The sequence below is a fragment of the Rosenbergiella sp. YN46 genome (assembly GCF_036620675.1).
Classification (GTDB): domain Bacteria; phylum Pseudomonadota; class Gammaproteobacteria; order Enterobacterales; family Enterobacteriaceae; genus Jejubacter.
On sequence record NZ_JAZHEE010000012.1, the window covers coordinates 35902 to 56999 of the forward strand.

Sequence of the window (21098 nt, forward strand, 5' to 3'; positions counted from 1 at the left end):
TCGCACCATAGGGCCGTGCTGAAGCACGGACATATCTGCCTGTGGCAGCGATGTCCTGCAATTCAAATTATTTAGAGCATTACGGGTCGGACTGGCCCATATCATGGGGATTCTATGCATATCACACTGCGTCAGCTTGAGGTCTTTGCCGAAGTCCTGAAGAGCGGTTCCACCACTCAGGCCTCCCAGGTGCTCTCTCTGTCCCAGTCAGCGGTCAGCGCCGCCCTGGCCGATCTGGAAGGGCAGCTTGGTGTTCAGCTGTTCGATCGGGTCGGTAAACGGCTGGTGGTAAACGAGCATGGACGTTTGCTCTATCCCCGGGCTGTGGGGCTGCTGGAGCAGGCCGGGGAGATTGAGCAACTGTTTCGTAACGATGTCGGGGCTATCCGCGTCGGCGCCAGTAGCACTATCGGCAACTATATTCTGCCGGAGGTCGTCGCCCGCTATCGCCGCGACTTCCCCGAGCTGCCGCTGGATATCAGCATTGGCAACAGTCAGGATGTGATTAACGCAGTGGCCGACTTCCGGGTAGATATCGGCCTGATCGAAGGGCCCTGCCATAGGGCGGATATCGTCACCGATCCCTGGCTTGACGATGAGCTGGTGGTTTTTGCCGCGCCGACTTCGCCGCTGGCCCGGGAGCCGGTTACTCTGGAGCAGCTGGCCACCGCGCCGTGGATTCTGCGTGAACAGGGGTCCGGCACCCGTGAGATTGTTGATTATCTGCTGCTTTCCCATCTGCCGCACTTTCGACCCGGCATGGAGCTGGGTAATTCCGAGGCTATCAAGCATGCGGTGCGTAACGGTTTGGGGGTGAGTTGCCTGTCGCGACGGGTTATTGAAGAGCAGCTTGATAACGGCAGCCTGGTGGCGCTGGAGGTACCGCTACCTAATCTGGTGCGTACGCTCTACCGTATTCACCACCGCCAGAAGCATATCTCCAGCGCGCTGCAGCGCTTTTTGCGCTACTGCGAGCCGCTATAGCCGATGCGCTATTCTTTGCTTTACTTATAATTCTTCGGCTGTCATGAAGCGATCTTATAACCGGTGAATTGCGTCGGGCGCTTTTGGCAACTTCTGCTACAATCGCGCCTCATTATTTGAATAAGCAACAATTTTCTTATGGTTTCTGAAGATAACAGCACACAGCCGACTGGGCTACGGCGCGAACTGAAAGCGCGCCATTTGACGATGATAGCCATTGGCGGTTCGATTGGCACAGGGCTGTTTGTGGCCTCCGGCGCGACAATTTCTCAGGCAGGCCCGGGTGGCGCGCTGCTCTCCTATATGCTGATTGGCCTGATGGTCTACTTCCTGATGACCAGCCTTGGCGAACTGGCAGCTTATATGCCGGTTTCCGGTTCCTTTTCGACCTATGGGCAGATGTACGTGGAAGAGGGCTTTGGCTTCGCGCTGGGCTGGAACTACTGGTACAACTGGGCGGTGACTATCGCTGTCGATCTGGTAGCGGCGCAACTGGTGATGACTTACTGGTTCCCGGATACCCCTGGCTGGATCTGGAGCGCCCTGTTTCTGGGCATAATGTTCCTGCTCAACTACATTTCGGTAAAAGGCTTCGGTGAAGCGGAATACTGGTTTTCGCTTATCAAGGTGACGACCGTTATCATCTTTATCGCTACCGGCCTGTTAATGATTTTGGGCATCTTCAAAGGTGCGCATCCCGCAGGGTGGGCTAACTGGAGCACCGGAGACGCTCCCTTTGCGGGCGGCTTCGCAGCCATGATTGGGGTGGCGATGATCGTCGGTTTCTCGTTCCAGGGCACCGAGCTTATCGGGATCGCCGCCGGTGAATCCGCCGACCCGGCGAAAAATATCCCTCGTGCGGTACGCCAGGTGTTCTGGCGAATTCTGCTGTTCTACGTGTTCGCTATTCTGATTATCAGCCTGATCATTCCATACACCGATCCGAGCCTGCTGCGTAACGACGTGACCGACGTCAGCGTCAGCCCCTTCACGCTGGTGTTTGAACATGCCGGCCTGCTTTCCGCGGCGGCGGTAATGAATGCGGTTATTCTGACCGCCGTACTTTCTGCCGGTAACTCCGGTATGTATGCTTCTACCCGTATGCTGTATACCCTGGCCTGCGATGGAAAGGCACCGAAGGTGTTCTCGAAGCTGTCGAAGGGCGGAGTGCCGCGTAACGCCCTGTACGCCACCACCGTGGTGGCCGGGCTGTGCTTCCTGACCTCGATGTTTGGTAACCAGACCGTGTACCTGTGGCTGCTCAACACCTCCGGGATGACCGGTTTTATCGCCTGGCTTGGGATCGCTATCAGTCACTACCGCTTCCGCCGTGGTTATGTGATGCAGGGCCATGATATTAATGAGCTGCCGTATCGTTCTGGCTTCTTCCCGCTGGGGCCGATCTTCGCTTTTGTTCTGTGCCTTATCATCACCCTGGGTCAGAACTATGAAGCCTTCCTGCAGGATCGCATCGACTGGGTGGGGGTCACCGCCACCTACATTGGTATTCCGCTGTTCCTGGCTATCTGGTTCGGCTATAAGCTGTTCAGAGGCACCCACTTCGTTCGCTACAGCGAGATGGAGTTCCCGGAGCATCTGAAGAAGTAATTTTCCTGTCTATGGGGCGCTTTGGCGCCCCGTTTTTTATCCTTTCCTACTGTTCCTGATCTGTCACATTTCTATATTCTCCATTTATTTAATAAAGATATTGATAACAATTATCATTTGCTTTATCTTTTGCAAAAATTGTAAAAAAGCGTGTTTGGCTGGCTTAAAGTCATTGATCGTTCTGGGGAATCACGGTCAAGGGCGGCGCTGAATAACGGGAAAATACCCGTTCGGAGGCCAGTATGATGACCGCCGTCATCGACTCTGATGACTTTGCTGTGTGAGCAAATTTGATTGATTTGCGTTATTTACCTCATGGAGAAAAGAATGTTTAGGTTAAATCCTGTGGTGCGGGGAGGCGTGTGCCTGTCCGCCGCCGCGCTGATGCTGCCCGCCTGGGCTGAAACCGACGCGGAGCGGAAGGAAGAAGATGTGATGGTGGTGACGGCCGCTGGGGTAGAGCAAAACCTGAAAGACGCGCCCGCCAGCATCAGCGTGATTAGCGGTGAAGATCTTAAGCGCCGGCCGGTGCAGAACCTGAAGGATGTCCTGAAGGAGGTGCCGGGGATTCAACTGACCAATGAAGGGGATAACCGCCAGGGTGTCAGTATTCGCGGCCTCGACAGCAGCTATACCCTGATTCTGATCGACGGCAAGCGCGTTAATTCCCGCAATGCGGCATTCCGCCACAATGATTTTGACCTGAACTGGATCCCGGTGGACGCCATTGAACGTATCGAAGTGGTGCGCGGCCCGATGTCATCGCTGTATGGATCAGACGCCCTCGGTGGCGTCATCAATATCATCACCCGTAAAGTCGGGCGAGCCTGGCACGGCAGCCTTAGCCTGGATACCACGGTTCAGGAAAATCGCGATCTTGGCGATAGCTATGACGGTAGCCTGTTCGTTACCGGGCCTGTTATTGATGACCTGCTTGGGGTGAAGTTCTGGAGTAGCCTCGGCAAGCGTGAAAAAGATAAGCAGCAGCGCTCTGCTACCAGCAGTACCGGGGAATCGCCGCGCATTGAGGGTTATACCACCCGTAGCGCTAACGTTGAATTCGCGCTGACTCCCACGGATAACCAGGATATCGATTTCGGTTACGGATTCGATCGCCAGGATCGCGCCTCGGACTCGCTGGATAAAAACCGCATGGAGCGCCAGAACTACTCGCTGGCGCACCGTGGCCGCTGGGATTACGGCAACACCGAGCTGCGCTTCTATGGCGACCGTCTGGAAAACCTGAATTCCGGCAACAGCGCGCCCATCGTGTCGCGCAATAATACCCTGGACGGTAAGCTGGTGCTGCCGCTCACTGAGTTTAACCATATACTCACTATGGGCGGCGAATGGCGCCACGATAAGCTGAGCGATTCGGTGAATTTGACCGGCGGCGGCGGTAGCAGCACTTCTGCAAGCCAGTATGCGCTGTTTATCGAAGATGAATGGCGTTTGTTCGAACCGCTGGCCCTGACCACCGGTCTGCGTATGGACGATCATGAAACCTACGGCGATCGCTGGAGTCCGCGAGCCTATCTGGTGTGGAATGCGACGGACAGCATGACGGTGAAAGGGGGCTGGGCCACCGCCTTTAAGGCGCCGTCCCTGCTACAGCTTAGCCCGAACTGGCAGAGTAATTCCTGTCGCGGCTCCTGTAAGGTGGTAGGAAGCGCGGATCTGAAGCCGGAAACCAGTGAAAGCTTTGAACTGGGGCTTTACTACGCGGGCGAAGAGGGCTGGCTGGAAGGGGTGACCGCCAGCGTCACCGCTTACCAGAATGATATCGACAATATGATCAATATCAGCCGTACCTCAAATGCCGCACTGGCGCCGAGCTGGCCTAACTACGTCGGTATGATCGACGGCAAGCCCGCATTCCGCTATTACAATGTGGATCGGGCGCGGATCCGCGGCGTAGAAACGGAGCTGAAAGTACCGTTCAGTGAACAGTGGAAGCTGACGCTTAACTACACCTATACCGATGGCCGCAATCTGAGCGACGGCGGCAACAAGCCGCTGGAAGAGCTGCCATTCCATACCGCTCATGCGACCCTGGACTGGCTGCCGGTCGATGACTGGTCGTTCTACATTCAGACCGACTACACCGGCGAGCGCCGTACTATCACCAGCGGCAATCCGACGCCCGGCGGCTACACGGTCTGGAATATCGGCGCTGCCTGGCAGGCGACAGCCAACCTGAAGCTGCGCGGCGGGGTGCTCAATCTGGGCGATAAAGCGCTGAATCGCGACGACTACAGCTATAACGAGGATGGCCGCCGTTACTTCCTGGCGGCGGACTACCGCTTCTGATCCTTCCGACTGGCCATGTCTTCAGGCGACATGGCCTTTCTTGCGCGATGAACCTTAAAAACAAACCGCTTTACCGCTATCATGCCCGACATCTTTTCCTGCCTGCGGAGCAACCATGGGCCAGACCAAAAAAGGGATTATCTGCGTACTCTTCGCCGCCGTACTCTGGGGCAGTTCCGGAGTGTGCGCGCAATATATAATGGAGAGCAGCCGGGTGTCAGCTCAGTGGCTGACCATGGTCAGACTGCTGTTTTCCGGCTTGATCCTGCTGATGCTGGCGTTTATGCAGGGCGAACGCATTTTCCGCATTTTTACCGACCGCGCGGATCGCTACCGGCTGCTGTTCTTTACTCTGTTCGGCGCGCTGCTGGTGCAGCTTTCGTTCCTGGTGACCATTGAAAAATCCAACGCCGCTACGGCGACGGTGCTGCAATTCCTTGCGCCTTCGATTATCGTTGCCTGGTTTGCGCTGGCCAGGAAAAGCTGGCCGGGCCCGTTTGTGCTGGTTGCCATCATAACGTCGCTGGCGGGAACCTTCCTGTTGGTCACCCACGGCAATCCCACCTCGCTCAGCATTTCCGGCGCGGCGCTGCTGTGGGGGATTATCTCGGCCTTTGCCGCTGCCTTTTACACTACTTATTCGTCGGGTCTTATCGCCCGTTACGGCACGCTACCGATCGTCGGGTGGAGCATGCTACTGGGTGGATTGATGCTGGTGCCGTTCTACGTGCGCCAGCCGGTGCAGATCGCGGGCGATGGCCGCGTATTAATGGCTTTCTTCTATCTGGTAGTCGTCGGTACCGCGATCACCTTTAGCCTCTATCTGAAAGGGGCGCAGGTTATCGGCGGGCCGCGGGCCAGCATTCTGAGCTGCGCCGAACCGCTCAGCAGCGCGCTGCTGTCACTGCTGTTGCTTCACGTGGTTTTCACTATTCCGGACTGGGTGGGGACGCTGCTTATTGTTTCCTCGGTGATGCTGATAGCGCTGGATTCGCGCCGCAGGCAGGGGCGTTATGCCCCGCGCGAGAGCGGGGCCGGAGATGTTACTTAAACAGATACCCCGCGTGAAAACGCAGATGCTCTTCAATAAAGCTGGCGATAAAGTAGTAGCTGTGGTCGTACCCGTGCTGGATGCGCAGCTCCAGCGGCCAGTCGCGGCAGCGGGCCGCTTCGGCCAGTCGGGCGGGCTGTAGCTGTTCCGCCAGGAAGGGATCGGCATCACCCTGGTCGACCAGCATCGGTAGTTGCGCCGCTTCAGGTGCGCCAGCCAGCAGTTCGCAGCTGTCCCATTCACGCCAGGCGGCCTCGTCGGGGCCCAGATAAGCGCTGAATGCCTTTTGTCCCCAGGGTACCCGGCACGGATTGACGATGGGGGCGAAAGCGGACACCGAGCAGAAACGCCCCGGATTTTTCAGTGCCATTATCAGCGCACCGTGGCCGCCCATCGAATGACCGGCAATGGCCTGCTTGCCAGAAAACGCAAAGTGGCTATCCAACAGGGCGGGCAGTTCATCGCACAGATAATCGTACATCCGATAGTGGCTGGCCCAGGGGTGCTCGCTGGCGTTCAGGTAGAAACCGGCGCCCTGGCCCAGATCATATGCGGCGTCATCGGCGATAGCGTCTCCGCGCGGGCTGGTGTCCGGCGCGATCAGCGCAATCCCCAGTTCCGCGGCCATCCGCTGAGCGCCTGCTTTGGTGGTAAAGTTTTCATCGTTGCAGGTCAGACCGGAGAGCCACCACAGCAGCGGTGGCGCATTTTCGCGCGCAGGGGGCTGGAACAGGCTGAAGGTCATGGGACAGCCCAGCGTCGTCGAATCGTGGCGCCAGCGCTGCATTAGCCCGCCAAAACAGCGATGCTCTTCGATTTTTTCCATCATGTCACTCCATGTTGTCTCGCACACGTGGCTTTCATCATAGCAGCCGTTGGGCAATAATTTCACGACGACTGAGGAAGTTTCACTTCACCCGCTGTCGGGAATGGCGCATCATTCCCTCGTTACGCCCGGGGTTGAAAGGCAGCAACTATTTCAGCCATTATCGGGCTAGCCGCTGGATTCTGTGCGCCTGCTACCGCACAATGAGCGCACGCTCCGTCCCATGAGGCGGAGATTAGCCACACCTGCAGGAGAAAAATAAATGCCGTCACTCAGTAAAGAAGCCGCCCTTGTTCATGAGGCGCTGGTCGCTCGCGGGCTTGAAACTCCGCTGCGTCCGCCGGTGCACGAGCTGGATAACGAAACCCGTAAAAGTCGTATCGCTGGTCATATGACGGAGATTATGCAACTGCTCAACCTGGATCTCAGCGATGACAGTCTGATGGAGACGCCGCATCGCATCGCCAAAATGTATGTGGATGAGATCTTTTCCGGCCTCGACTATGCGAATTTCCCGAAGATCACCCTGATTGAAAATAAGATGAAAGTGGACGAGATGGTGACGGTGCGTGATATCACGCTGACCAGCACCTGCGAACACCACTTTGTGACCATCGATGGCAAGGCGACCGTCGCCTATATTCCCAAAGATACGGTGATTGGCCTGTCGAAAATCAACCGCATCGTGCAGTTCTTTTCCAGCCGTCCGCAGGTTCAGGAGCGCCTGACCCAGCAGATCCTGGTGGCTCTGCAAACCCTTCTGGGCACCAACAATGTGGCGGTATCCATTGATGCAGTCCATTATTGTGTGAAGGCGCGCGGTATTCGTGACGTGACCAGCGCCACCACCACCACTTCGCTGGGCGGTCTGTTTAAATCGAGCCAGAATACGCGCCAGGAGTTCCTGCGCGCCGTCCGTCACCATAGCTAATCATTCGGGCAGGAGAAAATGGAGAGAAATGTCACGCTGGATTTTATTCGCGGCGTTGCCATTCTCGGCATCCTGCTTCTGAATATCAACGCCTTCGGTTTGCCGAGGGCGGCCTGGCTGAATCCCGCCTGGGCTGGCCATATCTCGCTTAGCGACGCCTGGACATGGGCGTTGCTGGATCTTTTCGCCCAGGTCAAATTCCTGACCCTTTTCGCGCTGCTGTTCGGCGCCGGATTGCAGATGCTGCTGGCACGTGGCAAACGCTGGATCCAGGCGCGCCTCAGTTTACTGGTGCTGCTGGGCTTTCTGCACGCTGCGCTGCTGTGGGACGGCGATATTCTGCTGTCTTACGGCCTGGTGGGGCTGATTTGCTGGCGTATGGTGCGCGACGCTTATGGCGTTCGTCAGCTGTTCAATACCGGCGTGCTGCTTTACCTGATTGGCGTGGTGGTGTTGCTGGTGCTGGGTGGCATTCAGGGTAATGGCTTCAGCCGCAGCTGGGTACCTGATACCGCGGCGCTTCAGTACGAACGGCTGTGGAAACTGGCTCAGGGCGGCGAGGCTATCCACGAGCGGCTGGGGGCGCTAAGCGACAGTCTGCTGGCGCTGGGGGTACAGTACGGCTGGCAGCTGGCAGGTATGATGCTGCTGGGTGCCGCGCTGATGCGCAGCGGTTGGCTGGCCGGGCGTTTCAGTCTGGATCACTACCGGCGCAGCGGTTGGCTGCTGATAGCCCTGGGCATGGCGATTAACCTTCCCGCTATCGCTGCCCAGTGGCGCCTGGGGTGGGATTATCGCTGGTGCGCTTTTATCCTTCAGGCGCCGCGTGAACTGGGGGCGCCGTTTCAGACCATTGGCTATGCCGCGCTGGCGTTCGGCTACTGGCCGCGCCTGGCCCGTTTTCGTCTGACGGTGGCGGTGGTCTGCGTAGGCCGCATGGCGCTCACCAACTATCTGCTGCAGACCCTGATCTGCACCACGCTGTTTTATCGCTTCGGGCTGTTTATGCAGTTCAGCCGGCTACAACTGCTGGCTTTTGTGCCGGGAGTATGGGCAGTCAATCTGCTGTTCTCGCTACTGTGGCTGCGCCGCTTCCGCCAGGGGCCGGTGGAGTGGTTGTGGCGCCAGCTCACCGCCCGGGCGGCTGGCACCAACAATCAAACGGCCTAACGTTTCAGTTTCTTTTCCAGTTCGACCAACTGTTCAGGGGTGACAGCCGGATAATTCTGGGCGTCGGTGGCTATCTCGTGGGTGGCCGGAATCGGCACCAGCGGCCCCAGGAAGCGCGGTTCGCGTTTAAAGATGTAGAGATCGGCCAGTGCGCTCAGGCGGGCGCCGAATTCGCGGATGCGCACCGTCAACATGTTCTTGGGGGAAGGAACCGCGTAACACTGGGCCTGAATGCCCATATGCCAGGCGATAAACAGCGCGCGTTCGCAGTGAAAACGCTGGGTGATAATGATGAAATCGTTGGTATCGAACACTTTACGGGTGCGTACGATGGAGTCCAGGGTGCGAAAACCGGCGTAGTCCAGCACGATAGCTGAAGGATCGACGCCAGCGGCGATCAGATCGCGCCGCATGGTGCGCGGTTCGTTATAGCTTTGTTGGGCGTTGTCGCCACTCAGCAGCAGATAATCGACCTTACCGCTGTTCCAGGCATTAATTGCCCCCTGAATGCGGTAGCGGTAATACTGATTAATCACCCCGGTGCGGTAATACTTGGCGGTGCCCAACACTACGCCGACCTGGCGGCGGGGCAGATCCTGGATTTCGTCATAAACCCAGGGGGCGGTTTTCCAGCTCATCCAGCGGTCCAGCGCGAAAACGGACAACAGCAGTAAGCCGATAATGACCAGCAGGCTGTATAACAGGCGCTTCAACATGGACTTGCGGGCTCGGTATCGGGAATCAAAAGGTTATCCAAGGCTACTGTATCCGTGGAAGCGGCGCAACACGGGCGAATCCGGTTGCGCTAATTTTCAGCCAGTTATCGCTCAGACCAGCAAAGCACGATCGAGGCTGCGGCACTCCATGGTGCGCAGCAGCGCAACGGTGGTTTCCCATTGGGTCAGGGTGCCGTCCGGTCGTTCAGCCAGTATGGCGCGCAGCAAATCCTGTGGCTGATAGCCGCACAGGTACATCAGATTTAACGCGGCCTGAAGCGGCGGCAGCGAAGGATTATAGGCGGCGTTTTCCGCATAGCTGCCGGTAAACAGCGTGCCGTCTCGCATCTCCAGCGCCACGCCGGAGGGTGACTGGCTGTATGGAGCATGGCTGCGGTTAGCGGCGGCGATAGCGGCCCGGCTCAGGGCATCGCCTTCCAGCGGATAGCCGTGATCTTCTTCGTCCATCATCAAGGTGGCAATATTCAGATCCCGGGGCCCGAAGGCGTCTGGCAGGTAGTCGCCCAGGGTGGCAAACGGGCGACCCGGTAGGTGAATATGCAGATCGGTGCCGCTGTTCAGCTCATTCATAAACTGACGGCAGTGGCCGCAGGGGGTGTAGTTGACGGTGATGGCCATCAGGCGACGCTCGCCGCGCATCCAGGCGTGGGCGATGGAGCTCTGCTCGGCATGCAGGGTCTGCTGCATGGTGGTGCCGGGAAACTCCATATTAGCGCCAAGATAAAGATTGCCGCTTTCGCCCCGGGCTACGGCGCCGACGTTAAAGCGTGAAATCGCGGTACGGGCGCAGGCGGCGGCCAGCGGTAGCAGCGCAAAGGCCAGCGCGTCATCGTCCAGTCCGCTGTGGCGCTTCAGGGTTTCGACCTCCGCTGCGCTGAACATAGCGGGGAAGTGGTCATCGGCGACGAGCGGTGCCAGCGCGGCGTGCAGTTGCGTTGGAGTCTGGTCGAGGGCGACCTGGAAACGTGAATGCATGAAAGGATTCCGAATCAGCTTAATGGAACCGTAGTGTACGGCGCTGTTGGAAAGCTATATGTGATCATAATCTAATTATTAATGTAACAAATGAAAATTAACTTCAACTCAGAGTAAAGCAGCGCACAGTTTAGCCTAGCCCATTAGCGCCATGATTATCGGGAACATAAAAGGGGCCAGCAGCGAGGTGAAGATACCGCAGATAACCAGCGCCAGGGAGCCAAAAGCGCCTTCCTGATAATCGAGTTCTGCGCAGCGGGCGGTGCCCAGCGCATGCGAGGCGGTACCCATCGCCAGACCGCGCGAAGCTTTGGTACTGATGCGCATACTGTTAAGCAGGGTATGACCAAATACCGCTCCCAGAATGCCGACGAAAATTACGCACACTGCGCTAATTGCCGGAATGCCGCCAATACTGCCGCCGACTGCCATGGCGATAGGTGTGGTGACTGACTTCGGCAGTATCGACGCCGCTATCTGCGGAGTAGCGCCCATTAGCAGGGCCACGGCGGTGCCGGTAAACATCGCCACCAGGCTACCGATAAAGCAGATGCTGATAATCGACTTCCATCGGGCGCGAATCTGGTGCAATTGCTCATAGAGCGGGAAGGCCAGCGCGACTACCGCCGGTTGCAGCAGATCGTTTAGCACTTTGCTGCCCCGGAAGTAGTGGGCGTAAGGCGTGCCGCTCAGCAACAGTAGTGGAATAATGACCACCATTGAAACCAGTAACGGATTGAGCAGCGGCGTTTTCAGCCAGCTCCCCAGTCTGCGTGCCGTGAAGAAGACCACCAGCGTCATGGGAAGCGACCACCAGATATCGTGGATCATTTTTTATTTGCCTCTTTTTGTCCGATAACTTTGCGCTCGCCGTGAATCAGATGGGAGCTCCAGCTCACCACCACCAGCACCAGCAGAGTGCTGACCACGCAGGAGACCACGATAGGTCCGAACTGGGCGCGTAGCAGATCGAAATACTGCATTACCCCAACGCCGATAGGCACAAACAGCAGCGCCATATAGCGAATCAGCAGATGGCAGCCCGGTTTAACCCACTGGGCCGGCAGAATTTGCAGTGACAGCAGCAGAAACAGAATCAGCATACCGATAATGCTACCGGGAATAGTGACAGGCAGCAGGGCGGCGATGGCGATACCGGCATATAAGCAGGCGTAAATCAGCAGAAAGGCCCGCAGGTAGTGCCAGACGATCTTTAAAGTCTTATGCATGGCGTTAACCCTTAGTGAAACGCATTCATCATACAATTAAATCCAATTCTGTGATACAGGTAGCAACATGAATTCCAGGAATACCTTTTATTCCTGGCCTGCCTGACGGCGAAACGCAAGGTTACGCTCTGCGGCCAGAGAGACTTTATTCGCCATGACAGAAACGCTAGCATAGCGCCTCTTTATTCAACGGGCGGATTTATGCGGGTATTACTGGCGCCGATGGAAGGAGTGCTTGATGCGCTGGTGCGCGAGCTCCTCAGCGAAGTGAACGACTACGATTTGTGCATCACCGAATTTTTGCGGGTGGTGGATAAGCTGCTGCCGGTAAAGTCTTTTCTGCGTATCTGCCCGGAGCTGGAACACCAGAGCCGTACCCCCAGCGGTACCCCGGTGCGTATTCAGCTACTGGGACAGTATCCCCAGTGGCTGGCGGAAAACGCCGCCCGGGCCGTGGAGCTGGGCTCCTGGGGCGTGGATCTTAACTGCGGTTGCCCGTCGAAGGTGGTGAACGGCAGCGGAGGCGGCGCCACGCTGCTGCGCGATCCGGAACTAATTTACCAGGGGGCGAAGGCGATGCGCGAAGCCGTGCCAGCCCATCTGCCGGTAACTGTTAAGGTGCGGCTGGGCTGGGGCAGTAGCGAGCAGCGATTCGAAATCGCCGACGCCGTACAGCAGGCTGGTGCCAGTGAGCTGGTAGTACACGGACGTACTAAAGAAGACGGCTATCGGGCGGAACGTATCGACTGGCCGGCCATTGGCGAAATCCGCCGCCGTCTGTCGATTCCGGTTATCGCCAATGGCGAGATCTGGGACTGGAAAAGCGCACAGGCTTGCATGAAAGCGACCGGCTGCGATGCGGTGATGATCGGTCGCGGTGCCCTTAACGTGCCCAACCTGAGCCGGGTGGTGAAAGAGAACGCGGCGCCAATGCCATGGCCGGAGGTGGTTCAACTGCTGCGTAAGTACACCCGGCTGGAAAAACAGGGCGATACCGGCCTGTACCATCTGGCGCGCATTAAGCAGTGGCTGGGCTATTTGCGCAAGGCTTACCCCGAAGCGGGAGAATTGTTCAGCGCGGTGCGCCCTTGTCAGACCTCCCGGGCGGTATCCGAGGTTATTAACGGCTGGCAGCTTCCGCAGCAAGTCGGGATTGAATAAACCCTCTAAGCCACATTAGTGCCGGATCGCTGCTGTGACGCTGATGCCATAGCAGCGACAGTTCGAACGGCGCGATCGCCAGCGGCGGCGGGCTACAGCGCAGCCCGGCGCTGCGCTGCCACGTTTCGGCCAGGCCGGCGGGCACCGTCGCCAGGGCGGGCAGGGTTGCCAGCACTCCCGGCATGGCGGCGAAATGCGGCGTGGTATAGCAGATATGCCGTTGCAGGTTCTGCTTACCGAGCAGGGTATCGATCTGGCTGCTGGCGGCTTCACGGTAGCTCACCAGCAGATGCGGATGTTCGACGTACTGCGCCAGGGTTAGCGGCGTATCCAGCGTGAGCTGCTGTGGATGCCATAAGGTGGTAAAGTCCATGGCGGTCAGCACCTCGCGTTCCAGCCAGCGCGGGCCGCCAGCGGCCACGCTAATCGCCATATCCAGCTCCCCCGTTTCCAGCCGTTGCGGATCGCTGAAGGGGGTGCCTGTCACCACATTCAGGCGAATTCCCGGCGCCGTTTCGAAAAGCAGCGGCAGGATCTGCGGCATCAGCCACATTTCCACCCAGTCCGTCATACCGAGAGTAATGGTCGCGCTGGCCCGGGCCGGATCGAACTCCGGGCGCTGGAACAGCGCCGATTGTAGCTGTTCCAGCAGCGGCATCAGTTCGTCGTGCAGCTCAATAGCGCGGGCGGTCGGCAGCATCCGGTGGCCGCTGCGGATAAACAGCGGGTCGGCGAACATTTCCCGCAAACGTGCCAGAGAGCCGCTGACCGCAGGCTGGCCCAGGTGCAGCTTTTCTGCCGCCAGTGACACACTCTGTTCGCGGAACAGCACCGCAAAGGCGATCAGAAGATTGAGATCGATTCTTCGGAAATCATTTTCTTTGATAGTCATTATTTCTCCAATCAATTGGAGTGATGATATCGGTTCATCCATACTTCAGCAAGATTTGTTCACAAGCTGGAGAATAAGATGAAAACGCTGGTTGTGCTGATGTTACTGACAGTCTCCGCCGTCGCTCAGGCGGCAGAGACTGCCCGCTCCCTTGAGCTGGGGGACTGGCGGGTGACTGCGGTCTCTGATGGCAGCGCTCAGGTGCCGCTGGAAAAATTGATGAAGAATATCAGCCCCGCCAGCCTGCGACAGCGCCTGGCGGCGGCGGGGGAGGCTTCTCCCACCCCGACCGCGATTAACGCTTTTGTGATCGATACCGGAAAGCAGCGCATCCTGGTGGATACCGGAGCCGGGCCGCTGATGGGGCCGGACAGCGGCCGACTGGCGGATAATCTGCGGGCCGCTGGCATCGCGCCGCAGAGCATTAATACCATTTTGCTGACTCACATTCACGCCGACCATTCAGGCGGCCTGCAGCGCGACGGACAGTTGCAGTTCCCGAACGCCACGGTATGGGTTGATAAAAAAGATGTCGATTTCTGGCTGGATCCGACTCACGGCGACCTGGTGACTGAGGCGGAGCGCCATACCTTTGAGGAGTCACGCCTTTCACTTGCGCCGGTACAGGCGGCCGGAAAATTGCGTACCTTTACGGCACCAGCGCGGCTCGTTGACGGTATCGAGGCCGTGGCGGCGCCAGGACATACGCCTGGCAGCGTGATGTACCGGGTGACCCGTGGCGGCAAAACGCTGGTGCTGTGGGGGGATATTATCCACGCCGCCGCCGTACAGTTCGCGCTGCCGGATGCCGCGATTCGCTTTGATGTGGATAGCCGCCAGGCGGTGAAGACCCGCAAGCGGATACTGGAACAGGTTGCCGATGAAGGAGACCTGGTGGCCGCGCCCCATATCGCTTTTCCGGGGTTAGGCCACGTGGTGCATCAGGGCAGCGCCTTTCAGTGGCAGCCGCTTTAATTGTGAGGACGGCGAGCCGCCAGCAGGAAAAACATCGGGCGATCGGCTTCTTCGGCAAGCTGGGGCGCGGCGGTGATTTGCTCAGCCGTTGGGCCCCATTCATCAAGATGAATCAGCTCAAGGCCGCTTGCCAGTACCAGGTTTATCCAGGTGGCGAGTTTACGATGCTGCTTTCTGACATCAGCATTAAACCAGTGGTTGACCCGTTCGCCTTCCTGCTGGTAATGGTTAACCGGCCAGCTGCGGCGCCCTTCGGTATCGCTGCACCAGCCCGGCGCCAGCGGTGCGGTGTAGATCGGATGTTCGGCAGAAAAGATCAGCATACCGCCGGGGACCAGCGCCTGATAAACGGTGGCGAACAGCGCCGGAATGTTCCGCAGATAGTGCAGGGTCAGGGAACTCCAGACCAGATCCAGCGAAAGTTCCGGGAGCGTCAGCGTTTCGAGATCGGCATGCTGCCATGCGATATTCTTTTCCGGCGTCATAGCTGCGGCCCGTTCCAGCATTTTATGCGAGACATCGAAACCGGTGACCCTAACGGCGCCGGCATCCCGGGCGTAGCGGCAGAACCAGCCGTAGCCGCAGCCAAGGTCGGCAACGCGCTTTCCGGTTAACTCCGGCAGCAGGGCGCGCAGAGCAGGCCACTCCGGAGCGCCTTCCAGACCGCGGGTGGAGCGGTCAAGGGTGGCATAACCCGCAAAAAATTGCGGATCGTCATAGATATTCTGGGTCATAAAAACTCCATGGATGGGGCGTTAACCCGCGTTGTTATCCTCACTTCGGCGGGCATTGCGCCGCTTCAGCCAAAGACGCGCCAGCCACACCAGGGCTATCACCAGCGCCAGCCAGATCAGATGCTTGATATGCTGGTCGAACTGGTGCAGCCACGGGGCTATCATCTCGCCGCCCAGATATCCCAACGCGCTGAACAGGCTGGCCCAGACAATCGCTCCCAGGATATTGAGCGGCAGAAAAATGCGCGGCGGCAGGTGACTGGCGCCAATCAGGATTGGGCCGATAATCCGGAATCCGTACATAAAGCGGGTACCGATGACGAACAGCCAGGGGCGATGATTAATCAGGTTACGCGCCCGGGCAATCTGTTTTTTATGGCGTGGAAAGCGCTTTAGCAGGCCGTTGCCGAAGCGGCGCCCCACCAGGTAGAGAAGCTGATCGCCGATCATCCCGCCGAGCGCGACAGCGGCCACCACCAGCGGAAACTTCAGCAGTCCCTGATGTGCGGCCACACCGCCGAGCAGAGTGACGGTTTCGCCTTCCGCCAGGCTGCCAACAACCAGCGCAACATAGCCGTAGTGGCTGATTAAGCTATTAATATCCATTGGCTGATAAAACCTTACTCTGTCGCGTGTTTTACCTTTAAGCATACACCCACAGGGCGTCTGTAGCTTCAACGGACGCCCTCTGCGACGCTGGCTGCTCATAAAATCATCTATACTTAACCAGACGCGGTAGCGCGGCATCATGAGATGAGGGAGGTTGTTATGAACCATGTCTGGGGGCTGTTTTCCCATCCCGATCGTGAAATGCAGACCATTAAGCGTGAAAACGAAACGGTATCGCACCATTATTTGCACCACGTGCTGATCATGGCGGCGATTCCGGTCATTTGCGCCTTTATCGGCACCACGCAGATAGGCTGGAACTTTGGCGCTGGCAACTATGTTCAGCTGTCGTTGAGCACCGGAATTGGGCTTGCCGTACTGTTTTACGCCCTGATGCTGGCCGGGGTAGCGGTCATGGGGCGGGTTATCTGGTGGATGGCGCGTAACTATCCGCAGCGTCCGTCTCTGGCGCGCTGTATGGTGTTTGCCGGGTATGTGGCGACGCCGCTGTTTCTGAGCGGTATTGTGGCGCTCTATCCGCTGGTCTGGCTCTGCGTGCTGGTCGGTACCCTTGCGCTGTGCTACACCGGCTATCTGCTGTATGTGGGTATCCCCACCTTCCTGAACATCACTCGCGATGAAGGGCTGAGTTTTTCCAGCTCGACCCTGGCTATTGGCGTACTGGTGCTGGAAGTGCTGCTGGCCCTGACGGTGGTGCTGTGGGGCTATGGATATAGATTATTCTGAAAACCGCAGCGTCACGGCGATTTCGTGCGCGGCGCAGCATTTAGTGACGATTACAGGCTGGCGACGGCTGTCGGGGGCGGAGTATGATGCCGTTTCCGCGCGCCGTCGCGTATTCGAGGCTGACGGCGGCGGGTAATGTTATTTTCCCGTGGACAATTTGAAGCCGATCATGCCGAAACTCCGTCTTTCCCTGTTCAGCCTCGCGCTGATGCTAGCCGTTCCTTTTGCGCCTTCTTCCGTTGCTGCGACCAGTACCGCCGCTCCTTATGCCTCTACGCCGCAGATTGCCTCCGGCAGCGCCATGATTGTGGATCTGGCGACCAATAAAATCGTCTGGTCCAGCCATCCGGATGTGGTGCGGCCTATCGCTTCGGTTTCTAAGCTGATGACCGCGATGGTGGTGCTGGATGCAAAACAGCCGCTTAACGAAAAGCTGTCAGTGGACATCAGCCATACGCCGGAGATGAAAGGGGTCTATTCCCGGGTGAGATTAGGCAGTCAGATCAGCCGTCACGATATGCTGCTGCTGGCGCTGATGGCGTCGGAAAACCGCGCCGCCGCGAGCCTGGCGCATCACTATCCCGGTGGCTATGATGCCTTTATTCAGGCCATGAATGCGAAAGCGAAAGCCCTTGGCATGACCCATACCCATTTTGTGGAGCCGACCGGGCTTTCCGAAAGCAATGTCTCTACCGCTCGCGATCTGAGCAAACTACTGATTGCCAGCCAGCGCTATCCGCTGCTGGGCAGCCTGAGCACCACGGTAGAGGATACCGCCACCTTTAGCCACCCGGCATACAGCCTGCCGTTCCGTAATACCAACCATCTGGTGCGCCGCAGCGGCTGGAATATCCAGCTGACCAAAACCGGCTTTACTAATGCCGCGGGCCACTGTCTGGTAATGCGCACCACTATCAATGGCCGCCATGTAGCTATGGTGCTGATGGACGCCTTTGGTAAGTACACTCACTTCGCCGATGCCAGCCGTCTGCGCACCTGGCTTGAAACCGGCGAGGTAAAACCGGTGCCCGCCGCCGCGCTGGCATATAAAAAAGAACGCGCGGGCCAGGTTGCCGAAAATTAATTTTTTACAGGAACTCGTATTTGGGGTTAGCGAGCGAATTTCTGAAAATATGGGGCGGGGTAAACTGCCCCTGAACCAGAATATAGCTATTCTTTAGTGTTCGACGATGGCTTACCGTTAGGTGACTGGAAATTGTGTGGGAAAAGGCTTGCCGGAGGTATAAAAAGCGGTTAATAGAATAATAAAGACTGAATTGTCCCAGAGACATGGAAATGGAGGATGTGAGACATGGAACCCAAAGAGGGCGGGTTAACTTACCGTGCTGAAGGAAATAATATTCCTGGAAGCCCCTATTATTCCAGAAAAATTCACTGGCCGGGGATTTCATTCCGGTGTCATACTTATGGTTCTGGCGTGACGATAGGGCGAGGTTACGATCTCAAACATCGTTCCCGCCGTGAAATTGTCCACGACCTGACTCTTGCCGGTGTTCCTTCTGAGCAGGCAGAAAAAATCGCTGAGGCAGCGAAAAAAAGCCACTGCAGTGCCAGAGATTTCGTTAAACGAGAAAGAGAATATATTGGTGAAATTACTGAGCTTCAGCAGTTACGACTGTTTGAGTTGACGTATCAAAAGTATATAGTAGATTCCATACGTTTTTATAATAAATATAAAAAGACAACTTCCGTCAGCTGGGAGAAATTAGACTCAACGCTTAAAGATGTCTTTGTTGATATGAAATATCAGGGGGTTTTGACTATGGAGATGGTGCCAGTTTTTGGCAAAAATGAAAAGCAGAATGTTATTGATTTAATAAAAACAAACGCTGATTTGTCTTCGGCCGAACGGGCCAGAGGGAGGGTTTCTTATATACAAGGAAGTAAAAAATGAAACCACTTACACTTTCTCTTTTTTTTCTGATCTCTGTCGCTTACGCTGATGGGGGGTACGCTAATGATGTTACCTCTTATCCATACTGTATGAATATACCTTATTCTCCTGAGGTTATTGGTTGCATGATGGATACAACTGAACAAAAGGAAAAAGAATACCAGGACGCATTTAAGAAATATTTGCAATATATTAATCCGTCACAGGAAAGGCCCTATAATAAATCTCTTATCGCCAGCCTGGCTAATAAAGCCAGAAAAAGCTGGGATATCTACATGAAAAATGAATGTTTAGCTGAGGCATCTGTCTATGAAAAGGATTCTTATGGCTATAACGCCGCTTATAATATATGCCTGACAATACGCTATGACAGCAGGATAAAATATTATAAGAGTAAAATATATTAATATTTCATTACGCCTTAGCTGACTTTATCACCTGACACTGGCTACTTCACTGCCAGGCGATGAGATACAGAAAACGAGTCTGCTCGCTATTGAGTGTTGTGCTCCTGCCCACACCCGCACTCGCCCCAGTGCTTGAGTTTACTGGTCTTGCCGATACCGGGATTCATGCTGTTGGTGGGATCGTTGGCCTTATAGAAGGTGCGCAGGCTTTCCGGCGCTTCATACAGGTGGCCGACGTTATGCTCTGCCGGATATTGGGCGCCGCGCTCGCGCAGCAGAGCCAGCATCTGCTCTTTGACCGCGTGGGGATCCCTTCCTTTCTTCACGATATAGTCCTGGTGGAAAACGTGACACATAAAGTGACCGTAATAGAGCTTATGCACCAGCTGACTGTCGATCTCCGGCGGTAATTGTTCGAACCAGTCGCGATCGTTACGTTTCAGGGCGATATCCAGCGCCACGATATCCTCGACTTCATCGGTATGTACCGCGTGGTAGCGTATGGCAGCGCCGGCGGCGGCAAAGCGGTGCAGGAAGGCTTTGGCCCCCTCTTCAGCGGTGCAGGCAAAGAAATCGCCTTGCGCTTCACGGAAGTACTGAGATAGCCACTCCCTGGCCTCGTGAATGCCGTCGCCTGCCATCTTCAGCAGCAGGTGATGCTCGTATTTGTCGCGCCAGCTCTTCATGCGCGGCGGCAGGTGAGCCGGAAACAGGGCGCCCAGTTTCTGCATAAAGCGGTCGGTAAAGTGAGGCTTCACAAAAGGCACGCGTTCCAGCAGCGCATCGGTTCGCCCCTTCAGTGTGAAGAAGAAGGGCATTTTGTCGGTGCCCAGCTTATCGATCATCAGGAAGGTGTCTTTGCCGTAGATTTCCGCAATATCGTAGATATCGCGGTGCATGTACTCACCCGCCACCGGCAGATGCTTAAAGTTCGCCAGAATATGGCGACGGATTTCGGTCAGCACTTCCGGCTGGTTGGTGCCAATATAGAACACTTCCTGCTGTTTTTCCGCCGGGAAGGTGTCCAGCCGTACAGCGAAAACCGCCAGCTTACCGGCGCAGCCGGAGGCTTCGAACAGTTTTTCGGGATTGGCGTTATAGCGGGAAGGGGTATCGGCTTCGACGTCGCGCACCCGCTCACTGTAGCCGTGATCGGAAGCCTGGCGCTGGTCGTGGCGGACATCTTCTGGACGAACCCGTTCGTCGTCCAGGCGGCCAAGAATCTGCTCTGGCGTTTCGCCCAACTCAATGCCCAGATGGTTAACCAGGTTCAGATTGCCCTGTTCATCAATGCGGGCAAACAGCGCCATTTCGGTATAGGCCGGGCCGCGCTGCACCAGCGAGCCGCCGGAGTTATTGCAGATGCCGCCGATGACCGATGCGCCAATGCACGAAGAGCCTATTACCGAATGCGGCTCGCGGCCCAGCGGCTTCAGGGCCTTTTCCAGGGTGTAGAGCGTGGTGCCCGGAAAGGCCAGTACCTGTTCGCCGTTCTCCAGCAACTGAAGCTTATCCAGACGCAGCGTGCTGATAATCACAATCTCGCGATCGTAGTCGCTGCCACTGGGGGTCGAACCTTCGGTCAGACCGGTATTGGCAGCCTGCATCAGAATGATGGCGTCGGCGTTCACACAGGCTTTCAGTACCCGCCACAGTTCCAGCAGGCTGCCTGGAAAAACCACTGCCAGCGCGTCGCCTTCACCGGAGCGGAAGCCCCGCCGGTAGCGGGCGGTTTTAGCAGGTTCGGTCAGAATATGGGAATGACCCACCAGACGGGTCAATTCATTGATGAGCTCAGCGCTGTTATGGGTCGCTGTAGGTGACATGCTCCACTCCT

General features: G+C 56.9%; 21 protein-coding genes. 12 read left to right on the top strand and 9 right to left on the bottom strand.

Features of this window, described 5'->3' with window-relative positions; all coding sequences use genetic code 11:
- The first annotated feature begins 114 nt into the window (after positions 1 to 114).
- The 4 genes from yieE (at position 115) to V3W49_RS11110 (ending at position 5953) form a co-directional block, all read left to right on the top strand.
- Complete coding sequence (gene yieE, locus V3W49_RS11095) at positions 115 to 984, top strand: DNA-binding transcriptional regulator YeiE (RefSeq protein ID WP_500145459.1); 870 nt, start codon at positions 115 to 117, stop codon at positions 982 to 984.
- A 138-nt stretch (positions 985 to 1122) separates the two neighbouring features.
- Positions 1123 to 2592, top strand: a complete 1470-nt coding sequence (locus V3W49_RS11100; protein ID WP_500145460.1) for an amino acid permease — start codon at positions 1123 to 1125, stop codon at positions 2590 to 2592.
- Between the two features lie 327 nt (positions 2593 to 2919).
- Entirely contained in the window at positions 2920 to 4902 is a 1983-nt protein-coding gene (cirA, locus tag V3W49_RS11105; protein ID WP_500145461.1) for a catecholate siderophore receptor CirA, read from the top strand.
- A gap of 115 nt (positions 4903 to 5017) precedes the next feature.
- Positions 5018 to 5953: an EamA family transporter gene (locus V3W49_RS11110; RefSeq protein WP_500145463.1), complete on the top strand. Its 936-nt coding sequence runs from the start codon at positions 5018 to 5020 to the stop codon at positions 5951 to 5953.
- On the opposite strand, the gene fghA is transcribed toward V3W49_RS11110, so the two are convergent.
- Positions 5946 to 6779, bottom strand: coding sequence for an S-formylglutathione hydrolase (gene fghA, locus V3W49_RS11115; RefSeq protein ID WP_500145549.1), 834 nt, complete (start codon positions 6777 to 6779; stop codon positions 5946 to 5948). The two genes, V3W49_RS11110 and fghA, sit on opposite strands and share 8 nt — an antisense overlap.
- A gap of 262 nt (positions 6780 to 7041) precedes the next feature.
- Between fghA and folE the strand changes: the two genes are divergently transcribed.
- Together folE and yeiB are read left to right on the top strand one after the other, a co-directional pair.
- The gene (gene folE, locus V3W49_RS11120; protein WP_500145465.1) at positions 7042 to 7710 is read left to right on the top strand and encodes a GTP cyclohydrolase I FolE; all 669 of its coding nucleotides are present in this window, start codon (positions 7042 to 7044) and stop codon (positions 7708 to 7710) included.
- An 18-nt stretch (positions 7711 to 7728) separates the two neighbouring features.
- Positions 7729 to 8880, top strand: a complete 1152-nt coding sequence (gene yeiB / locus V3W49_RS11125; RefSeq protein WP_500145466.1) for a DUF418 domain-containing protein YeiB — start codon at positions 7729 to 7731, stop codon at positions 8878 to 8880.
- Here the strand turns inward: yeiB and sanA are convergent.
- From sanA to V3W49_RS11145, 4 genes are all read right to left on the bottom strand, one after another.
- Entirely contained in the window at positions 8877 to 9596 is a 720-nt protein-coding gene (gene sanA / locus V3W49_RS11130; protein ID WP_500145468.1) for an outer membrane permeability protein SanA, read from the bottom strand. The two genes, yeiB and sanA, sit on opposite strands and share 4 nt — an antisense overlap.
- Positions 9597 to 9707: 111 nt before the next feature.
- Complete coding sequence (cdd, locus tag V3W49_RS11135; RefSeq protein WP_500145470.1) at positions 9708 to 10592, bottom strand: cytidine deaminase; 885 nt, start codon at positions 10590 to 10592, stop codon at positions 9708 to 9710.
- A 135-nt stretch (positions 10593 to 10727) separates the two neighbouring features.
- Positions 10728 to 11423: a CidB/LrgB family autolysis modulator gene (locus V3W49_RS11140; RefSeq protein ID WP_500145471.1), complete on the bottom strand. Its 696-nt coding sequence runs from the start codon at positions 11421 to 11423 to the stop codon at positions 10728 to 10730.
- A complete protein-coding gene (locus tag V3W49_RS11145) occupies positions 11420 to 11821 on the bottom strand; it encodes a CidA/LrgA family protein (protein ID WP_500145472.1) in 402 nt (133 codons plus the stop codon). The genes V3W49_RS11140 and V3W49_RS11145 overlap by 4 nt, the downstream gene beginning before the upstream one ends.
- A gap of 201 nt (positions 11822 to 12022) precedes the next feature.
- Here V3W49_RS11145 and dusC point away from each other — a divergent pair, with 201 nt between their 5' ends.
- The gene (gene dusC, locus V3W49_RS11150) at positions 12023 to 12982 is read left to right on the top strand and encodes a tRNA dihydrouridine(16) synthase DusC (RefSeq protein ID WP_500145473.1); all 960 of its coding nucleotides are present in this window, start codon (positions 12023 to 12025) and stop codon (positions 12980 to 12982) included.
- On the opposite strand, the gene V3W49_RS11155 is transcribed toward dusC, so the two are convergent.
- Positions 12942 to 13874, bottom strand: a complete 933-nt coding sequence (locus tag V3W49_RS11155; protein WP_500145474.1) for a LysR family transcriptional regulator — start codon at positions 13872 to 13874, stop codon at positions 12942 to 12944. The genes dusC and V3W49_RS11155 overlap by 41 nt on opposite strands.
- Positions 13875 to 13952: 78 nt before the next feature.
- On the opposite strand from V3W49_RS11155, the gene V3W49_RS11160 reads away from it, so the two are divergent.
- Positions 13953 to 14849 carry an MBL fold metallo-hydrolase gene (locus tag V3W49_RS11160; RefSeq protein WP_500145476.1) on the top strand — a complete coding sequence of 299 codons (897 nt, stop codon included), beginning with the start codon at positions 13953 to 13955 and terminating at the stop codon, positions 14847 to 14849.
- Here the strand turns inward: V3W49_RS11160 and V3W49_RS11165 are convergent.
- Positions 14846 to 15583 carry a class I SAM-dependent methyltransferase gene (locus V3W49_RS11165; protein ID WP_500145478.1) on the bottom strand — a complete coding sequence of 246 codons (738 nt, stop codon included), beginning with the start codon at positions 15581 to 15583 and terminating at the stop codon, positions 14846 to 14848. The genes V3W49_RS11160 and V3W49_RS11165 overlap by 4 nt on opposite strands.
- 21 nt (positions 15584 to 15604) lie before the next feature.
- On the bottom strand, positions 15605 to 16189 hold the full coding sequence (locus V3W49_RS11170; protein ID WP_500145480.1) for a DedA family protein: 585 nt from the start codon (positions 16187 to 16189) through the stop codon (positions 15605 to 15607).
- 162 nt (positions 16190 to 16351) lie between these two features.
- On the opposite strand from V3W49_RS11170, the gene V3W49_RS11175 reads away from it, so the two are divergent.
- The 4 genes from V3W49_RS11175 to V3W49_RS11190 all read left to right on the top strand — a co-directional run bounded on the left by V3W49_RS11175 (position 16352) and on the right by V3W49_RS11190 (position 19261).
- Entirely contained in the window at positions 16352 to 16939 is a 588-nt protein-coding gene (locus V3W49_RS11175) for a Yip1 family protein (protein ID WP_500145481.1), read from the top strand.
- 169 nt (positions 16940 to 17108) lie between these two features.
- Positions 17109 to 18023: a D-alanyl-D-alanine endopeptidase gene (gene pbpG, locus V3W49_RS11180; RefSeq protein ID WP_500145483.1), complete on the top strand. Its 915-nt coding sequence runs from the start codon at positions 17109 to 17111 to the stop codon at positions 18021 to 18023.
- Positions 18024 to 18251: 228 nt separating this feature from the next.
- Positions 18252 to 18854: a DUF8812 domain-containing protein gene (locus V3W49_RS11185; protein ID WP_500145485.1), complete on the top strand. Its 603-nt coding sequence runs from the start codon at positions 18252 to 18254 to the stop codon at positions 18852 to 18854.
- Positions 18851 to 19261 (top strand): lysozyme inhibitor LprI family protein, encoded by a 411-nt coding sequence (locus V3W49_RS11190; RefSeq protein WP_500145486.1) that lies wholly within the window; start codon positions 18851 to 18853, stop codon positions 19259 to 19261. Before V3W49_RS11185 ends, V3W49_RS11190 begins: the two co-directional genes overlap by 4 nt.
- A gap of 86 nt (positions 19262 to 19347) precedes the next feature.
- Here the strand turns inward: V3W49_RS11190 and dld are convergent, their stop codons facing one another.
- Positions 19348 to 21087, bottom strand: a complete 1740-nt coding sequence (dld, locus tag V3W49_RS11195) for a D-lactate dehydrogenase (RefSeq protein ID WP_500145488.1) — start codon at positions 21085 to 21087, stop codon at positions 19348 to 19350.
- Positions 21088 to 21098 lie beyond the last annotated feature (11 nt).